The following is a 17,234-nucleotide window of genomic DNA, read 5'->3' on the forward strand; positions in this document are numbered from 1 at the left end:
ATTGAGACATATGGAACACTTGCGAGGGTGAAACGAGCCCTCCAGGTACTGCCCGTTGTTGCCGCCGCCACACTCCTGCTGGGTGCCTGCGGGTCCTCCGATCCGGAGCCGGCCCCCGCTTCCGCTCCCACTGAATCGTCCACTCCGGCGTCGTCAGCTCCGTCGTCGTCCGGCCCATCGAACGCCGGCGTCTACAACCTGCCGGGCACAGGAGTGTTCCCCGAAGGCATCACCGCCGCCGACGACACGTTCTACGTCACCTCCACTTCCGACGGTGCCGTGTTCCGCGGAACCGTCGGATCGCCGGATGTATCGGTCTTCCTGCCCGGCGGTGCGGACGGACGCACCGGTGCTGCGGGGATCGATGTCACCGATGACGACGATCGGCCCGATTACTTGGTGATCGCCGGTGGAGCGACAGGCAAGGTGTGGGTGTACGACGCCAATTCCGGTGATCTGGTGGCAACGTTCACCAACGGTCTCGGCCCCGACGCGACGTTCCTCAACGACGTCGCGATTGCCGACAACGGCGATACCTTTGTGACGGACTCACGCAGCCCGGCGCTGTACCGCATTCCCTTCGATCAGATCGTGGCTGGGACGCAGGACCCTCCGTTGGAACCGTTCGTGAGTTTCGACGGCACTCCGTTCGCATACGGCGAGGGCTTCAACGCCAACGGCATCGTCGAGAACGACAACGAAACAGCATTGATCGTCGTGCAATCGAGCACCGGCAACCTGTATCGCATCGACAAGACTTCCAAGGAGGTCACACAGGTCGATCTCGGTGGAGCGACGCTCATGAACGGCGATGGCATGGAGATGGACGACGACACGTTGTATGTCGTCCGCAATCGCGACGGTCTGATCTCGAAGGTCGACCTCGACGATGATGGCCGGCGCGGATCCGTCACCGGCGAAATCACGGACCCATCGTTTGCCTACCCCACAACCGTTGCAGCAGTGGATGATCGACTACTGGTGGTCAACAGTCAGTTCGACAAGCGTGGGGGAGAACCGGTCGAGCCGTTCACCGTCAGCTCTGTTCCCGAGTAGAGCGGCTTCGCCGCATGTGCGCGGAAATTCGTAGCAGAGACCGACTTTCCGCGCACAACGATCCAAGGGGGTTCGAGCAACGGTTCGGGCACCATGGAGGTCGGACGCGACCGACGTCGTCCGTGAGAGGGGTCTTCGTGTCGATTCGTCCGGCCGAGGTCGGCACCGTGTCGATCGTGTTGGGAGCGCTGGTCGTTCTGGTTCTCGATGCTCACACTGCATTGCAGACGCCTTCGCATCTTCGGCGCACCATCAGTGAATATGGACTCGGCGCACAGCAGTGGGTGTTCTCGATCGGGGTCGTCCTGCTCGCATCGGGTTCTGCTTTCACTCTGCTGGCCGCGGTGCGACAACGGCTCGCCCGACCCACCTCGGTAGCGTCCTTGTGTCTGATGCTGTGGACTATCGGCCTTGTAGCCGTTGTCGCCGTGCCGAAGCAGGATTGGTCGAACGACGCGTCACTGAGCCTCGGCGGGACGATCCATCGACTCGGTGCGGCAGTGGCGTTCGTCAGCATCCCCGTCGCGGTCTTCGCGTTCTCGCGGCCCTGGATTCGGCAGGGTCCATGGACTGCCCGGGCACGAACGACACTGTGGCTGAGCGTGCTGTCCGTCTGCATGCTGCTCCCGATCGCATACGCACTCGTTGTCGGTGCCGTCGGCACGCGACCCTGGTATCGGGTGGTCACCCTCGGCTATGTGGAGCGCGTACTCGTCGTTGCCGAAGTGATCGCATTGATCTCGCTGGCCTTGTGGGTGTGGGCAGCCGAACGTAGGAGTCCTGCTTCCGTGAAGTCACAGGAGATCGAGGCCTCGCAGCCCGTCTAGGGAACCGATCTTGCGTTGCGTGCGTCCAACCTGTCAGTGCCGTCGGCGTCGAGAGGTTGAATGAATGCGTGTGATGTCTGGACGTCGAATTGCTGTGGCGTGCAGCACGGTGCTGTTGCTGACGGGATGCGCCGGCTCGACAGATGGAAGCCCTGTGGCGAGCGAGGACACATCCACGTCGGCGGTGACACCGGGTCCACGAGAGCCATTCGATCCATGCACTATCCCGAAATCTGCGGTGACAGCCAGCGGCTTGGACGTGAGTACGGAGCGACCCGACTTCGCGGGCATCACGACGTACCCGGGTTGGAAGAACTGTGCGTGGGATGGGCCGACCGAAACGCCGTGGTACTTCTTCATCATCCAGTCCTCGATCAACTCGCTCGATCACTTCATGGGTAGTCCGCAGAACAAGAATCAGGTTCCAGTGCGCGTAGGCCCTCGCGCAGCAGTTCAGTTCAACCTCTCCGAGGACGGCAACCCGCCAGAGGGGTGCAGTATCGCGCTCGAGGCAAGCGGCAACCTCATAATCTTCATCCTTCACAAGATTGGTTCGAAAGACTTGTTGGGTGATCCCTGCGCCGAAGTCGACAAGCATTCCGAGGACCTTCAGTCCTACTTGCCGAAATGAAAGGCGCGCCCCAGTGACCGACAGGACTCTAGGTCTGGCCGACAGCCTTGCCTATTGGCGATCGTTGCGCGATCAGGCAGGTGCCGGCGAGCTCCAAGTCGACCCTGATGTCGCAGTGGCTTGCGACAAGGCGTGTTCTGACTACCTCGAAAAACTGGACAAGATGCTCGAAATGACCGTTGGCCTGTCGTCGCCTGAATCGTTCGGCAATCTGCCGTCAGCCCAACAACTCGGAGCCAAATTCCATCGCCTTGCTGTCGGCGAAGAAGGCTCCGCTCGCTTTGTGATCAAGCAGCAGATCGAGATCATCAAGACCATGCGCGAGTTCTTTCGACACTATTTCGCGAGTGTCGAGGCCGTGGACAGTGCCACCGCGGCATCGGTCGAAGCGCTGTCGCCACCGCGATAGACGAAAAATCCCGACGACCCAGTTGCTCGGTCGTCGGGATCGATCGGTCGAAACGTGCTGCTAGCGAGCCAGTTCCACTTCGGCTTCCTCGTCGACGAAGGGATCGCCGTTGCGCGGAGCGTTGTAGCGCTCGAGATTCAAGATGCCTTCGCGCTTGGCGACGATGGTCGGCACCAGAGCCTGACCGGTGACATTGACCGCGGTACGGCCCATGTCGACGATCGGTTCCACTGCAAGCAGCAGGCCGACGCCGGCGAGAGGCAGTCCCAAGGTCGACAGCGTAAGAGTCAGCATCACCGTCGCGCCTGTCGTTCCTGCTGTTGCCGCTGAACCGATCACAGACACGACGATGATCAGCAGGTAGTCGGTGATGGTCAGGTCGATACCGTAGAACTGCGCGACGAACAGTGCTGCGATGGCGGGATAGATTGCCGCGCAACCGTCCATCTTCGTCGTCGCCCCGAGCGGTACCGCGAACGAGGCGTACTCACGCGGAACGCCGAGGTTGCGTTCAGTGACACGCTCGGTGAGAGGCAGAGTGCCGATCGACGACCGCGAGACGAAACCGAGCTGGGTCGCCGGCCACACGCCCGAGTAGAAGGCGCGCACCGAAAGACCATGAGCGCGAACGATCAACGGGTACACCACGAAGAACACAACAGCCAGGCCGACGTAGATCGAGACGGTGAACACTCCGAGCGAACCGATGGCGTCCCAGCCGTAGGTGGCCACAGCATTGCCGATCAGAGCAGCAGTACCGATCGGCGCGAGGCGAATGATCCACCACAGCACCTTCTGGACAATGGCCAGCAACGAGGCGTTGAACGCGAGGAAGGGCTCGGCCTTCTTGCCGACCTTGAGTGCAGCGATACCGATGGCAGCGGCGATCACCAGCAGCTGCAGGATGTTGAAGCTCAACGACGTGGTCGCGGTACCGCTCTCGGCAACCGTGGTCTTCGCGCCGAGCGCGAGGAAGTTGTTCGGCACCAAACCGGTGAGGAACGACCACCAGGACCCGACGCTGGACGGATCTCCCGCCGAGTCCGCCCCAGCGCTGGTCCTTGATCCGGGCTGGGCGACCAGACCGATGACGATGCCGATGATCACTGCAATGAACGCCGTGATGGCGAACCACCACAGCGTCTGAATTGCCAGACGCGCAGCATTCGTGACTTCACGAAGATTGGCGATGGAACTGACGATGGCCGTGAAGACCAGCGGAATGACCGCGACGGTGAGTAGCTTCACGTAGCTCGAACCGATGGTCGAGAGGGTACCGACCAACCAGTTTTCGTTGCCATCGGCCGCGTCGGGCATCGATCGAGCGATCAGCCCGAACACGACACCGAGTACGAGACCGGCAACGATTTGTGGACCGAACGCGGTTGCCCAGGTAGGGACACGGCGCGTACGGGTAGCGCTGGGCGCAGACATGGTTATGCCTTTCGAAAAGAAGAGACGCCGACAGAGGTGGGCGAGAGAATGCTCATCGGGACGATGTGCCCGACGGAGAGGTTGCGGTCTAGAGGACCGTCAACAGGTAGCGCTGGCTTGCAGACGCAAGTCGACGTAGCGTCGAGAGGTCAGCAGCGGATTCACTGGTAAGACGGTACTCGTCCGACAATCGCCGCGACGGGCAGGGTCTTCTGAGTGTTCACTGTGGAATCGATGAGGGTGCGCTGCGCGATCGACGGTTCCCCGATTTCGTGAGTTACGTTGAGTTCTCCGCAGCCGACGAAACGAGATCATGAGTATCAAAACGAAGCCTCGAGGACTGGTTCGGCGACTGGTACAAGCGATGTGCGCTGTTGTCGCAGCGCTGGTTGCGGTCGTTCTGGCGTCGGCCGGATGGGTTGCGTACGCGACGGCGGGCAAGGTCTACGACGTCGACGACGCACCGGACGCGCCAGTGGCCATCGTTCTCGGCGCGCAGGTTCGCGACGGTAAGCCGATGCGATTCCTCGCCGGGCGTCTGGACGCCGCGATCGCGTTGATGCAGACCGGAAAGATCAAAGCGATCTTGGTCTCGGGCGACGCAGACGGCAACTCCGGCAACGAGATTCAGGCCATGACCGAGTACCTGATCGAGCATGGAATCGACCCTGACGTCATCATTGGTGACGACCACGGCATCGATACCTACGACACGTGCGCCCGCGCGAAAGAGACGTTCGGCGTCGAACGTGGACTCATCATCAGTCAACCCCTTCATGTCTCCCGTGCCGTCGCGCTGTGCGAGGACATGGATCTGGAGATCGACGGTGTGACTGCCGACTGCATCGATTGCAACACGCTGGCCGTGGTGCGCAACTACGCGCGAGAGTTGTTGGCACGCCCCAAAGCAGTCCTCGATTTGTGGTCCGGACGTGATCCCGTCGTTGTGTCCCCGCCCGTCGATTCGCTCGCGACCATCACCGGCAAATAAGAGTTCCGAGCGCGCATAGGCAATCCGATCCTCAGTTTTGAATATGTGCCGCCGATCGGCGTCGGTTATCCGAGACTGGGGAGCCGATCAGAACAGTCGACGTGAAAGACGCAGGCTGAAGCGCGGCTAGAGTGAGCGTGCCCGGTTCGACGACTCAGCGAACCCCGTGCTTTACAGGAGTGGACGCTTGAGCTGGATTCGCTTGAACGACGTTGCCAAGGGATACGACCAGAAGGTGATGTTGCGTGAGGTGTTCTTCCGCCTCGCCGACGGCGATCGCATCGGTCTGATCGGCCGGAACGGCACAGGCAAGACCACTCTGCTGCAGCTTCTTCTCGGCCGAGAGACCCCGGATTCGGGGACCGTCGACGTCACCGAGGGTGCTCGCATCGGCTACTTCTCGCAGTTCTCCGAATTGGACGGCGACCGCAGCATTCAAGCGGAGCTCGAATCTCTCTTCGGTGCTGTCCACGCAATCGAGACCGAGTTGGCCGAGGTCGAGGCCGCATTGGGCGGTGACCTGGACGAGAAGCAGATGTACAAGCTCGTCGACCGCCAGGCTGAACTGCTCGACGCCATGGAGAACAGTGGCGGCTGGACCTACCACCAACAGATCGACACCGTGTTGTCGATGCTCGGATTCAACGCCGAACGACGGGAGCTGCCCGTCGATCGACTGTCCGGTGGTTGGCGCAACCGCGCGGCGTTGGCCAAGATCCTCATCGAGGCCCCGGACGTCCTGCTGCTCGACGAGCCGACGAACTTCCTCGATGTTGCCGGAATCGCGTGGCTCGAACGCTGGCTACGAGACTTCCGCGGTGCGCTACTCGTTGTCTCGCACGACCGCGCATTCCTCGAGCAGGTCGTCACCAGCATCGTCGAAATCGAGAACCATCACCTGCAGACCTATGACGGTAGCTACTCGGAATACGTGCAGCAGAAGCAGTTTCGACTCAAGAACCTCGAACGTGAGTTCAGCAACGAACAGCAGCTGCTGGCCTACGAGCAAGAAGCGATCAGTGATCGTAAGGAAGCAGTGAAGAACCCCAGCGGAGTGCTCAAACGTCGACTGGCGAACATCAAGAAGAGCAAGAGCCCCCGCCCGGTCGACACGGTGGTCACCGCAATCTACGGCGGTTTGCATGTGCACGACAACCTCGCGGAGATCACGGGAATCTCGAAAAGCTTTGGCGAACAACGACTCTTCGAGAACATCTCGTTCACCGTGCACCGCGGTGACCGTATCGCCATCACTGGGCCCAATGGATGCGGAAAGACCACGCTGGTCGACATCCTCGTCGGTGCCGAGCAACCCGACAGTGGCAAGATCAAATGGAAGACCAAGGCACCGTCCTTCATCTATTACAACCAGGTGCTCGCCGATCTCGATCTCGACGACACTGTCTCGCACTCGGTCAACGCGATGCCGGGCAGTCTCGCTCTGACGGCGACGAAGAAAGAAGTCCACCGCTTTCTCACGTTGCTGCAGTTCTCCGAGATGGATCTGAAATCGAAGATCGGCGTGCTGTCCGGAGGGCAGAAGGCACGAGTTGCATTGGCGCAGTGCCTGTTGTTCGGCGCAGGCGTCATCGTGCTCGACGAGCCCACCAACCACCTCGACCTACAGAGCACCCAGGTGCTAGAACGTGCGCTGATGGCCTTCCCCGGTGCTGTGATTCTGGTGAGCCACGACAGGTTCTTCGTCGAGAAGGTGGCATTTCGGCAGCTGTCGTTCGACGGCAAGGGCGGCGTCACCGAAATCGCCGGTGTGCAGATGGCGTGACCAGAGAAGCTATCCGTTGATCTTGGACGCGGACGTGCCCCACTCGGCGTCGCGCAACTCCTTCTTCCTGATCTTGCCCGTCGATGTTTTCGGCAGCTCGACGATGAACTCGACGTTGCGCGGAGCCTTGTACGACGCGATGGCCGATTTCACGTGCGCCACGAGCTCGGCTTCCGACACGTCCGCGCCGGCCACCAGCACTACGAACGCCTTCGGCCGCTCTCCCCACTTGTCGTCGGGCACCCCGATGACCGCAACATCCGCGACGGCAGGATGGCTCGCCAGTGCCTGTTCCACCTCGATGGTGGAGATGTTCTCGCCGCCGGAAATGACGACGTCCTTGGCGCGATCGAGTAGCTGAACGTAGCCGTCGGGATGCATCACCCCGAGGTCACCTGAATGGAACCAGCCGCCCGCGAAAGCCTGTGTCGTTCCGGCCGTGTCGTTGTAATACCCCTTCATGACGTTGTTGCCGCGCATGACGATCTCACCCATTTCGGTGCCGTCGGGTTCGACATCGATCAAAACCCCACCGGGGCCAGGCTTGTCGCGGACCACCCGTAAACGGTCCGCAGTGAGCATGCCGACTCCCTGTCGAGCCAAGCGACGGGCCTGTTCGTCGGCGTCCAGTTCGAGCCATTCCTGCTTCGCCTCGCACACCGAATACGGACCGTAGGTTTCGGTGAGGCCGTAGACGTGTACGAGCGTTGCTCCCAATGCTCGAATCTTGGCGATGATCGTCGGGCTCGGAGGAGCTCCCGCAGTGACGATGGTCAACGATCGATCGAGTGAATGTGCCTCTGCAGCAGTGGCGAGAGTGGTCAACACGGTCGGCGCACCGGCAAGGTGATCGACGCCGTTGTCGATGGCCGACCAGATGGCGTCGCCGCGCACTCCGCGAAGGCACACGTGTGTGCCGGACGCGGCCGTGACCGCCCACGTGGTGCACCACCCATTGCAGTGGAACATCGGCAGAGTCCACAGATAGCGGGTGTCGACCCCGAATCCCTGGTGGTGAAGTTCCCCCAGGGAATTGAGGTAAGCACCGCGGTGGGTGTACATCACGCCCTTGGGTCGACCGGTGGTGCCCGAGGTGTAGTTGATCGTGATGGTCGACGTCTCGTCGTCGACCTCCCACTCCATCGGTTCGTCCGTGCCCCGTTCGAGGAACGCGTCGTATCGCGTGGTGTGCGGCAGCCTGTCGTACGTGCCGTCCACCGAGGGGGTCTCGACGATCTCGGTGACCGAATCTGCGATGGGATCTGTTCCGAGACCGGCCAGCAGTGCCGAATCACCCACCAACAGAACCGAACCGGAGTGATCGCAGATGTACCGAACTTCGTCCGGCGAGAGCCTGGTGTTGATCGCGACCAGAACGGCACCGGCCAGTGGCACCGCGTAATGCGCGAACAGTAGCTCTGCCGAGTTCGACGCCATGTAGGCCACCCGATCGCCGTGGCCGACCCCCGACGCGCGCAGTGCATGCGCGAGCCGGGTGACGGCGGCGGCGAACTGCTCGTAGGTGAAGGTGCGCGGACCATCCTCCACGGCGATCTTGTGGGGATGAACTTCCGCAGCGCGTTCGAGAAAGCGAAGTGGTGTCAGCGGAGTATCCAGACCGGTCATGCCAGCCAATGTAGCGCGCACTACGAGGCCAGATCTGATTTGTCGATACGTTCGCGCCCACCGGTAAGGTCGGCGCGTTCGGCGGCGGCACGGCCTGCACGTCGACCCGCATGATCGCGTGCCTCGATACGCACCTCCGTTGTCGACGGATACATGGCCGTGAATGCCTTGTTCACGGCATCGCTGCGCTCGGCCAAGATCGGCAGCAAGGCGCTACCGTGATGCTCCGACGCCGCCTTGGTAGCTCGCTCCCGAGCTTCCAGCAAGCGCTGGCCGATACGGTGGGCGTACGCGATCAGAAAAGATTTTCTGAAGCTGCGACCTCGGGCTTCCGGTGATTCGGCGAGTTCGTCGAGTGCGCGAGAAGACTGCACGAGTAGCGATGTGAACAGCAGCTCGCACAAATCCAGATCGACTTCGAGCCCGACGATGTTGACCAGAGCGAATCGCTTGTACCACAGGGTTCGGGCACCATTCGCTTCGCAAACACTGTGCAGGAGAAGAGACTTGGCCTCCGAGTACGGACTGTCGACCAAGATGCGGCGGGTGGTTACGTCGCCGATCGAACCGCGCGGGTTGTCGGACTCGAGCAGCGCATGGTCGATGGCATAGCGGGTCATGAGATCTTGAGCCTTCGCCGAAAACGCCTCGGCCTCGGCCGGAAACTGGGTGGACTCCGCCTTTGCCAGTAACCCCCGGATCTTGCCCAGCATCTTGGGATCCGAGACGCCACTCTTGTGGGCCGACGACGGTGCTGGCGAGGATCGAACCGACGACCACTGCGATGGAATGGGAACCAGCTTGTCGAGTGAACCCAGTGAGGTCGTATGACCGAGGACGGTCAACACCGTGTTCCAGGAGTCGGACGTGGAGACCCGAGGTCTCGCACACCACATTCGGAGGCGTTCGACGGACACGCCTGCGGTGGAATCGATTTTCAGATCGATCAGTTGCTCTCGCCAGGAATCGGGTGCGTTGGTGAGGGCAGAGGAACGCCCCGCATGGGTGGCGATCGCCTCCACCACGAGCATCCCGGCCGCGCCCCCGGCCATCTTTCGAGTAGCGTGCGCGAGTTCGGTCGGCTGCCAACCGATCTCGAACAACCTGTCGACAGAGAGGTCGAGTATCCGTGCTGATACGGCGTACGCAGGATCGACTTCGGGCGTGCACTCGAATTTCGCGAGACGGTCTGCAACCAGCCGAACGTACGCCTTCCACCCTGACCCTCGAGTGGCGTAGTCAAGGCCCATTTCGACGAGGCGAACCGGATCCGCGTCCGGCCAGATTTGACCGGTGCGGTGAAAATTTTGAAAGCTGTCCAGATCGATACGACTCATCGTCGTCCCCTCCACGTCCCCCGGTGTGGTCCCCGAACTTTTCGGTGAATCGCAGAGTAGGGGAGGGGTCCGACAAGCTATTCGAACATGTCAGCGAGGAGCGAGCATCAGCAGCAGTTCTTCCACCGACGGCAGGCCGGGAATCACGGGAAGGTTCGGTACAGGAGAAGCAGCGGGCGGTGCCGTCAACTCGACGCCGCCGAGCGCTGCCAGGACGTCGTCGGTCTGTGAGCGGCGCGGTCCATACGTGTTGGAAGCCACGACGAATTCGTCACCGATCGACGCGGACGCAACCACGCTCGATCCGTCGTCGGCCCATCCCCATTTGCTACCGGTCACGCCGGGTAGTTGCTGGGTGCCCCAGTCCTGCACGGTTCCGTCGGCTGCAACCGGTGCGGCGGAGTTCATCCAGCCGAGGACCGGGCTGGCGGGGTCTGTTCGCTTCTTCGCCGCCAGGAATCGCACGGTGTCGGCTGTGCTGGTGTAGGAACTGCCCCAGAAACCGCCCCGCGAGGTAGAGGTGAGTCCGAACTCCGTTGCCGTCGAATCGATGGCCTGGGGATATTTGTTGTCGAGTACCGAGGCGGCACCGTCGTCACTGACCTGGACCATGCGTGCGGCCAGGTCGCGATCTCGCGGCGAACCGTCTCCGAAGCGCACGACGTAGTCGGCCATGTAGAGCTTGACCGTCGACAACCCCGGGCGCGCCGAATTGTCCTCTGCGCTGCCGACGTACGTACCCGTCGGGACGTGTTCGTACGAGATCGACGTCCGCGCCGGCACATCTGCCAGATCGCCCGGTGTGGGCAGAGCCTGGGCCGGTGCGGCGCACGCGAGCGCCATGGCAATTCCGACAAATGGGACAGCGGCTGTGGCTGTGATGCGACGCAGGCCCGGCATCTCGGTCTCCTCGAGGTGTTGGCCCGCCGCGATTCGGTGGCCGATACACCCCAATCTACCCCGATGGTCGTCGCTTCAACCTCGCGCCCGGACCGGATGAATGTGGCTTTGTTGCACTCAGAACGACTGACAGTCGCATTGATCCCGACCGGGTGGGGTGCACGAGCCGATCGGTCAGGATCGGCGCAGTGCCAGCAATTTGTCTTTCGAGCGACGCAGCGACCCTCGACCCGAGTTCGCCGTCCATGCGCTCGGCAGATCGATCGGATCGGTCAGGCGGCCTGCGTTGAAGTCGTCGACCAGATGTCCGACGGTCTCCTGAGCACACGACTTGTTGGTGCCGATGAAGCCCGAAGGTCCTCTCTTGATCCACCCGGTGACGTACGTACCGGTCGACGGGGATCCGCCCACTTCCTCGAGTACGCGGCCGCCGAGGTTGGGGATGATGCCGACTGCGTGATCGAACGGAATTCCTGGCAGCGCGACGCCGCGGTATCCGATGGAGGTGAGTACGAGGCCGGCGTCGATCGTTTCGATCTCGCCGGTGGCGGTGCTGCGCACCACATCGTCGGTGTCGGCGGTCAGACCCATGCGCTCGAACTCGACCCCGGTGACCCGATCCGTGCCCAGGATTCGAGTGGGGGAGAGTAGGTAGCGAAGCGTGATGCGCTTTCGGCCGTCGATGTGCTCGGGTGACTCGTCGACGTGCCGCAGCAGTTGCAGCTTCTGGGCGACCGCGTGAGGCAGGTCGTTGGTGCCGGCCAGTCGTACCGTCACCGGATCCAGTGCGAGCTCGCTGCGATCGACGGTGAGATCGATATCGGGGACGGTCAGCAGTCCCGCGAATTCGGGCACCGTGAATGCGGATTGCGCCACGCCGCGCCGACCGACGACCATCACCTCTCGAATGGCACTGTGGCGCAGTGCTTCCAAGGCGTGGGGGGCGATGTCGGTCGCGGCGAGTGCGTCGGGGTCCATGGTCAGGATCCGGGCCACGTCGAGTGCGACGTTGCCGTTGCCGATGACGACCGCTCGTTCGTGTGACAGATCGAACGTCCGGTGAGCGTGATCGGGATGGCCGTTGTACCAGGCGACGAAGTCGGTCGCCGACGTGCGCCCGGGCAGTTCGGCTCCGGGGATACCGAGTTCGCGATCCGACGACGCTCCGACCGCATAGATCACGGCGTGATGGGTGTCCATCAACTCGTCGTGCGTCACGTCTTTTCCTACCTCGACGCCGAGGTGATAGGTGAATCCCTCTTGCGCCGAGATGGTTTCGAACAGCCGTGACACTTGACGTGTCTTCTGGTGGTCGGGTGCAACACCCAGGCGTGCCAGACCGTGCGGTTGCGGAAGCCGATCGTAGACATCGACGCTGACCCCCGGCTGCGTGAGCAGCTCGTCGGCCGCGTACATCGCCGAGGGTCCGGACCCGACGATCGCCACCCGGAGCGGTTGGCGATCTCTCGACACCGAGGCGGCCGGCGTGACCGGAGCCAGAATCGGCCGTGGCGGCCGCTCCTGCTTGTAGAAGTCGGCGTTGATGGTCAGGAACGGAAGTTGAGCCTCGGTCAGTTTGGCCTGGGGAACGATGGCGTCCACCGGGCAGGCCGACACACAGGCACCACAGTCGACACACGATTGCGGGTCGATGTGCAGCATTTCCGCCGTCAGGAAGTCCGGCTCGTCGGGGGTGGGGTGTATGCAGTTGACGGGGCACGCGTAGACGCATGACGCGTCGCTGCAACATGATTGGGTGACGACGTGGGGCATGTGGGGTTCCTGACGGCGGGCGCTGCTGTACGGATAACTGGCGCGTGGGGTGTCGAGAGGGCTATGCGGCGAACTGGCTGGAGCTGCGGTCCGGCTCACTACGGAAACGTGATGCCTTGCCGTCGATTCCGCACAGCTTCCACATCAGGCGAGCCGCCCGGTTCATCATTCCGGTATCGGTGGCCAGCATGCGCACATCACCGAAGTAGTCCTGCAGAGCGTGCTGCGACTGCTCGGTTCCCCAGAAGAGGTCCTTCTTGACGCTCTTCGGAATGTCGAACTTCGTCCAGAATTTCTTCGGCGGGATGACGATGACGTCGCACAGAATGCGCATCGTGACGGGGAAGGCCAGCGACAGCAGGAAGCGTCCGATCTTGGACATCTTGGGCACACGACGACGCAGGAGCTGGTGCGCGAAGGAGATGTGGCGAGCCTCCTCGGCCACATGAATGGCCATCACGCTCTGCATGATCGGATGGATTTCTTCGCCGGAGCGAAGCACCGACTTCTGGATGTGGTCGATGGGTTCTTCGCCTGCGAGGACCCCGACGAAGAACAACTCGGGTAGCAGCGTCGCGAACAGAGGGATGAACGGCGAGAGCATCTTCATCGGTCGACTCATGCCGGGAGCGTCGGAACCCACCCGATTGACCATCTCCTGGAACATCAGGGTGTGGTTGCACTCTTCGATGGATTCGTGGGTGCAGTAGCGCGCCTCGGCCGAACCGTTGGGCAGCGAGAATACGTACTGCATCATGCCGCGGATCAGGATGTTCTCGAACTGCAGGCCGACCTTGGCGACATTGGCCTGACGCCACATGCCGATCTCGATCTGCCGGTCCAGCGGCAGGGACTTGTACCAGTCATGACCCCCGATGGGGTCGGTCTTGGCGGGCAGTACCCAGCGGGGATCATTGGCGGGAACTGCGAACTTCTCGGACTCCCAGTCGATGTCGACGTAAGGATCGAAGTGTTTGTGCACCGAACCCTCGGACAGCAACGTGAGTGTTTCGTTGTACTGCTGCTCGTCCGTGGCGTCGATGTCCACCGAAACGGACGTGGTGCCGGTCGTCAGTGTCATGGCTTCTCCAAACGTGATGCGAACATGGAGTTAATGTAACCCCAGTTAACATGAAAGGGAAGCCCGTCGAAACTTTTCTGTTCGGACGGCGCTACTGATCGTCCGAACGCTCGTCGGACACCTCCGCGACTTCGTCGGTCTCGAACAGCTGCAATTGGATCGCCGACGGATCGACCACAGGAGTGGCCTGTTCGGGGGTGCTCCGCAGCACCTCCCGCAGGGCAGCCACTGCGCGGCCCCAGTTCGCGGCCTCGCGATCCGCCTCGTCCACGTCGCAGTGTTCGTCGCCCAGGTCCGCGGCTACCGCCATGCCGCGCCACGATGCCTCCTGCTCGGCGCTGATGCGGAGATACGACACGACCACGTCACGGTCCGAAGAGCAGCACTCGAGGACGGTGCGTGGCTCGACAGCATCGGGCGAATCCGCGATCAGCTCTATCAACGCGAGCAGACCGTCCGGGAAGTCGTCACCGTCGAGGACCGGAGGGGTCGGTTCGCCGAGCCTGCCCCCGAAGTCCTCGGCGAACTTGTCGTCGACCTGCTCCCACACGTGCGAGAGCATCCGGACCGCCCACAGCAGGTGATCGGCCACGAACGGTGATCCGCTGACACGTACCTGGGCCACGATGCAGTCCTGGACGAGATGCAACATCACATCGGGAAGCTGCACGTTGAGATCGACCAGCAACTCGGCCGCGCGGGTGCGACCGGTGACCGCGTGCACCAACGTCGAGTTGATCTCGACGACCGGCTCGGTGGATTTGACCGTGACGTATGCGGTGCCGTTGACGAATCGCAGAGGGATGTCGCCGTCGGGGTCGTGATCGGGCGGAAAGCCGAACCAGGGTTCGAGTGCGCGATCGACCAGTTGCTGCAGGTGGTCCTTCCCTTTCGGCTGCACGCACAGTGGAACGACTGCCGAGACGGGTTCGGTGCTGGGCTCGAAGCTCGGCACGTCGTAGCGTCCGGTGGCCCGCGAACTCAGAAAGGACGGGTGCGGCAGGCCCCAGATGTCACGGAACACCGCGACCGTCTTCTTCGCCAGATCATCGGACCACGAACGATTGCGGTCGACGTGGGGTGGCGTCGGCTCGGAATCCCGAGACGTTCGAAAGCCCAACGCATTCAGTGCTTCTCGCTGAGCGTCGGTGATGGCGCGACTACTGTGTAGGTGCTCGTTGGCGGGCAGCTCGCAGCGAACCATGTCGAGATCCCAGGCGTAGAACTGGACGCAGGCCGCGGTGTCCGGAGCGCCGTCCGTGCTGTCGTATCGAGACTCGATCACCAAGGCGTCACCGTCGCGCATGGCGCTGACGTACTCGCCGAGCCGGCGCTGGAAGTGCATCCATGCCGAGTCGACGTCGAAGTCGAACTCGAGTGAATCGCTCATGTCGGCTCCTTACCCGAATCGCGCTGAGATAACGCGGCGTCGGTCACGCTAGCGGCGAGCACCGACAGAGTCTCGGCGCGCGCGAGTGCGTTCACGACGACGCCGAGTCCTCGAGCGGCTCGTGCGTCTCCTCGTCCAGCGCCCCGAAAGGGTGCGCCTCGGCCACCCCGTCCAGAACAGCGGGACGCAGCGCATGTGGAACCGCCAGGACCTCTTCGATCCGCACGAGAATGCCTTGCTCGATCAGAGATCGAACCCGGTGGTCGATCAGCTGCGCCGTCCGCAGGTCCTCACCCTCCAGATCGGCGTAGTCCTCGCCCTCGTTGTTCAGAGGCAGCTCGTCGGTCATCGCGGCCAGCAGGGTCTGAACCGCGAACGTGTTGGCCAGCGAACGGGACACGTCGGGGTCGTCGGCGTCTCCGGACAGCTGCACTCGGACGTGTTCGGCAACCAGCTCATGAACGGTCTCCGCCTCACGCTTGGCCAGAGACGGGGCGTTGTCGCCGAGCTTGGCCGTGTCGCCGTCGATCCGGACCAGTTCGGTCGCGATGGCCGTCGACCAGTAATCGACGGCTGCAACGTCCGAGGACTCGGTGAGTCCGGCGGGGTCGAGTGGAGCCGGGCCGACGGCGGTGCGTAGATGGACGTCGTCCGACACTGCCAGTCCGTCGGCGACGCGAGCAACGATGTCATCGAGCGCAGGCAACAGCGGCAGAGCCGAAATGGCCGCAAGCTCCTGGTCGAGCGAGACGTTCGGCAGATCGATGTCGTCTGCGTCGAGCATGTCGGGCTCGTCGCCCTCGAGGAAGTCGGAGAGGTCTTCCATGCAGTGTGCGTAGTCCTCGGGGCTGCCGTCCCACAGATCGGTCTCGTCGAGGAATGTCAGATACTGCAGTGACGTCAGAACGAGGTTCACTGCCGTGTCCTCGGCTGTCTCCGATTCCTCCTGCAGAATGCGTTCTGCAGCATCCACCAGCAGGTGCGCATCGGCGGGAATCCACGCGCTGGGGGAGAACCCGTGGCGCGCACCGGACAACTGGGTCAGTGTCGACGACACCAACCGTGAGATTGCCTCGGCCTGCTCCGACATCTCGCTCTCGTCGAGCCACTCGACGAAACCGTCGATCAGATCGCTGATCCGCTCGGATACGACACCGGTCGGTGCCGGCCGGGATTGCTGGTGACGCCGTTGCCGGGCCTTGGTCTTTTCTGCACGTTTCTGTCCGCGGTTGGCAGGCCGCTTCGATCCCATGGCTCGCAGCTTATCCGCTGGCATGTCCGGTTTCGTCGCGCGACGCCTCTAGCCGCGAAGGAACGAGTCCGCGGAAGCGGCCAGTGCAGCATCGGGTGCCCGGCGGTACAGCTCGGCGGGGCGACCGCCACCTGCCGTCGTCGTCGTGCTCGTTCCCTCGAGTGCGGTGATGACGTGGCGGCGAAACGTGTCTTTGGAGAACGCGCGATCGAAGACGATTTCGTACAGCGATCGCAGTTCGAGGAGCGTGAAGGTGGAATCCAGGAATCCTGCAGGGTCGATCTCTCGCGCGTAGCGAGCTCGTAGGTCCAACACTGCCTCGGTGACCATCTCGCTGTGATCGAACGCCAGTGTCGAGCCCGGCACCACACCGTCGATGGCGACCGATTCGGCTGTCGCAGGCAGTGATCGACTCGGTGTTGCTGCGCCGTGCGCCATCGACAGCACCCAACCGCGGTCGTCGCGGCAGGGCTCGTCGAAGAGCTTGAGTTGGTGGAACTGCAGATCGACGATGTTCGCCTTGGACTCGAGTGCGCGTTCGGCGGCTTCGGTCAGGGTTTCCGACGGGCGCAGAAACGTTCCGGGAAGTGCGAGGCCCCGCTCAGAGGGCACGACAACGACCTGTAGCTGCTGTTCACGGACCGTCAGGACCGCGACATCGACCGCAACCGAAGGGCGCGGGTAATCGGTCAGAGCCTTGCCTTCTCGGTCCGTCCACGTCATGGGTTGCAGCTTAGCGCAAGT

General features: G+C 62.6%; 15 protein-coding genes. 6 read left to right on the forward strand and 9 right to left on the reverse strand.

The window, feature by feature from the left end; all coding sequences use genetic code 11:
* The first annotated feature begins 27 nt into the window (after positions 1-27).
* The 4 genes from CH262_RS26125 (at position 28) to CH262_RS26140 (ending at position 2,923) form a co-directional block, all read left to right on the forward strand.
* A complete protein-coding gene (locus tag CH262_RS26125; RefSeq protein WP_032384899.1) occupies positions 28-1,056 on the forward strand; it encodes an SMP-30/gluconolactonase/LRE family protein in 1,029 nt (342 codons plus the stop codon).
* A 137-nt stretch (positions 1,057-1,193) separates the two neighbouring features.
* A complete protein-coding gene (locus CH262_RS26130; protein WP_230591020.1) occupies positions 1,194-1,883 on the forward strand; it encodes a DUF998 domain-containing protein in 690 nt (229 codons plus the stop codon).
* 73 nt (positions 1,884-1,956) lie between these two features.
* A complete protein-coding gene (locus CH262_RS26135) occupies positions 1,957-2,514 on the forward strand; it encodes a DUF3558 domain-containing protein (RefSeq protein ID WP_230591022.1) in 558 nt (185 codons plus the stop codon).
* Between the two features lie 13 nt (positions 2,515-2,527).
* Positions 2,528-2,923: a hypothetical protein gene (locus tag CH262_RS26140; RefSeq protein WP_032384900.1), complete on the forward strand. Its 396-nt coding sequence runs from the start codon at positions 2,528-2,530 to the stop codon at positions 2,921-2,923.
* Between the two features lie 60 nt (positions 2,924-2,983).
* Here the strand turns inward: CH262_RS26140 and CH262_RS26145 are convergent, their stop codons facing one another.
* On the reverse strand, positions 2,984-4,357 hold the full coding sequence (locus CH262_RS26145) for a dicarboxylate/amino acid:cation symporter (RefSeq protein WP_027497711.1): 1,374 nt from the start codon (positions 4,355-4,357) through the stop codon (positions 2,984-2,986).
* Between the two features lie 313 nt (positions 4,358-4,670).
* Between CH262_RS26145 and CH262_RS26150 the strand changes: the two genes are divergently transcribed.
* Positions 4,671-5,348: a SanA/YdcF family protein gene (locus CH262_RS26150; RefSeq protein WP_052056448.1), complete on the forward strand. Its 678-nt coding sequence runs from the start codon at positions 4,671-4,673 to the stop codon at positions 5,346-5,348.
* A 187-nt stretch (positions 5,349-5,535) separates the two neighbouring features.
* Positions 5,536-7,131, forward strand: coding sequence for an ABC-F family ATP-binding cassette domain-containing protein (locus CH262_RS26155; protein WP_032384902.1), 1,596 nt, complete (start codon positions 5,536-5,538; stop codon positions 7,129-7,131).
* A gap of 9 nt (positions 7,132-7,140) precedes the next feature.
* Here CH262_RS26155 and CH262_RS26160 read toward each other — a convergent pair whose 3' ends face one another.
* The 8 genes from CH262_RS26160 to CH262_RS26195 all read right to left on the reverse strand — a co-directional run bounded on the left by CH262_RS26160 (position 7,141) and on the right by CH262_RS26195 (position 17,213).
* Positions 7,141-8,757: an AMP-binding protein gene (locus CH262_RS26160; RefSeq protein WP_032384903.1), complete on the reverse strand. Its 1,617-nt coding sequence runs from the start codon at positions 8,755-8,757 to the stop codon at positions 7,141-7,143.
* Between the two features lie 20 nt (positions 8,758-8,777).
* Positions 8,778-10,094: a DUF2786 domain-containing protein gene (locus CH262_RS26165; protein ID WP_143547179.1), complete on the reverse strand. Its 1,317-nt coding sequence runs from the start codon at positions 10,092-10,094 to the stop codon at positions 8,778-8,780.
* Positions 10,095-10,184: 90 nt separating this feature from the next.
* On the reverse strand, positions 10,185-10,994 hold the full coding sequence (locus tag CH262_RS26170) for a hypothetical protein (RefSeq protein ID WP_032384904.1): 810 nt from the start codon (positions 10,992-10,994) through the stop codon (positions 10,185-10,187).
* 174 nt (positions 10,995-11,168) lie between these two features.
* Positions 11,169-12,767, reverse strand: coding sequence for an FAD-dependent oxidoreductase (locus CH262_RS26175; RefSeq protein ID WP_052056451.1), 1,599 nt, complete (start codon positions 12,765-12,767; stop codon positions 11,169-11,171).
* Positions 12,768-12,828: 61 nt separating this feature from the next.
* Entirely contained in the window at positions 12,829-13,848 is a 1,020-nt protein-coding gene (locus CH262_RS26180; protein ID WP_032364396.1) for an AurF N-oxygenase family protein, read from the reverse strand.
* A 91-nt stretch (positions 13,849-13,939) separates the two neighbouring features.
* Positions 13,940-15,238: a T3SS (YopN, CesT) and YbjN peptide-binding chaperone 1 gene (locus CH262_RS26185; RefSeq protein ID WP_052056454.1), complete on the reverse strand. Its 1,299-nt coding sequence runs from the start codon at positions 15,236-15,238 to the stop codon at positions 13,940-13,942.
* Positions 15,239-15,329: 91 nt separating this feature from the next.
* Positions 15,330-16,490, reverse strand: coding sequence for a hypothetical protein (locus CH262_RS26190; protein ID WP_052054975.1), 1,161 nt, complete (start codon positions 16,488-16,490; stop codon positions 15,330-15,332).
* Positions 16,491-16,538: 48 nt separating this feature from the next.
* Positions 16,539-17,213, reverse strand: coding sequence for an NrtR DNA-binding winged helix domain-containing protein (locus CH262_RS26195; RefSeq protein WP_032384905.1), 675 nt, complete (start codon positions 17,211-17,213; stop codon positions 16,539-16,541).
* Positions 17,214-17,234 lie beyond the last annotated feature (21 nt).

The organism is Rhodococcus sp. 05-2255-1e (assembly GCF_002259025.1).
Taxonomy (GTDB): domain Bacteria; phylum Actinomycetota; class Actinomycetes; order Mycobacteriales; family Mycobacteriaceae; genus Rhodococcoides; species Rhodococcoides fascians.

Coding starts and splice junctions, on each gene's coding strand:
- CH262_RS26145 (WP_027497711.1), bottom strand. CDS start 4,357: ATGTCTGCGCCCAGCGCTACCCGTACGCGCCGTGTCCCTACCTGGGCA.
- CH262_RS26165 (WP_143547179.1), bottom strand. CDS start 10,094: ATGAGTCGTATCGATCTGGACAGCTTTCAAAATTTTCACCGCACCGGT.
- CH262_RS26170 (WP_032384904.1), bottom strand. CDS start 10,994: ATGCCGGGCCTGCGTCGCATCACAGCCACAGCCGCTGTCCCATTTGTC.
- CH262_RS26135 (WP_230591022.1), top strand. CDS start 1,957: ATGTCTGGACGTCGAATTGCTGTGGCGTGCAGCACGGTGCTGTTGCTG.
- CH262_RS26175 (WP_052056451.1), bottom strand. CDS start 12,767: ATGCCCCACGTCGTCACCCAATCATGTTGCAGCGACGCGTCATGCGTC.
- CH262_RS26150 (WP_052056448.1), top strand. CDS start 4,671: ATGAGTATCAAAACGAAGCCTCGAGGACTGGTTCGGCGACTGGTACAA.
- CH262_RS26190 (WP_052054975.1), bottom strand. CDS start 16,490: ATGGGATCGAAGCGGCCTGCCAACCGCGGACAGAAACGTGCAGAAAAG.
- CH262_RS26180 (WP_032364396.1), bottom strand. CDS start 13,848: ATGACACTGACGACCGGCACCACGTCCGTTTCGGTGGACATCGACGCC.
- CH262_RS26160 (WP_032384903.1), bottom strand. CDS start 8,757: ATGACCGGTCTGGATACTCCGCTGACACCACTTCGCTTTCTCGAACGC.
- CH262_RS26195 (WP_032384905.1), bottom strand. CDS start 17,213: ATGACGTGGACGGACCGAGAAGGCAAGGCTCTGACCGATTACCCGCGC.
- CH262_RS26185 (WP_052056454.1), bottom strand. CDS start 15,238: ATGAGCGATTCACTCGAGTTCGACTTCGACGTCGACTCGGCATGGATG.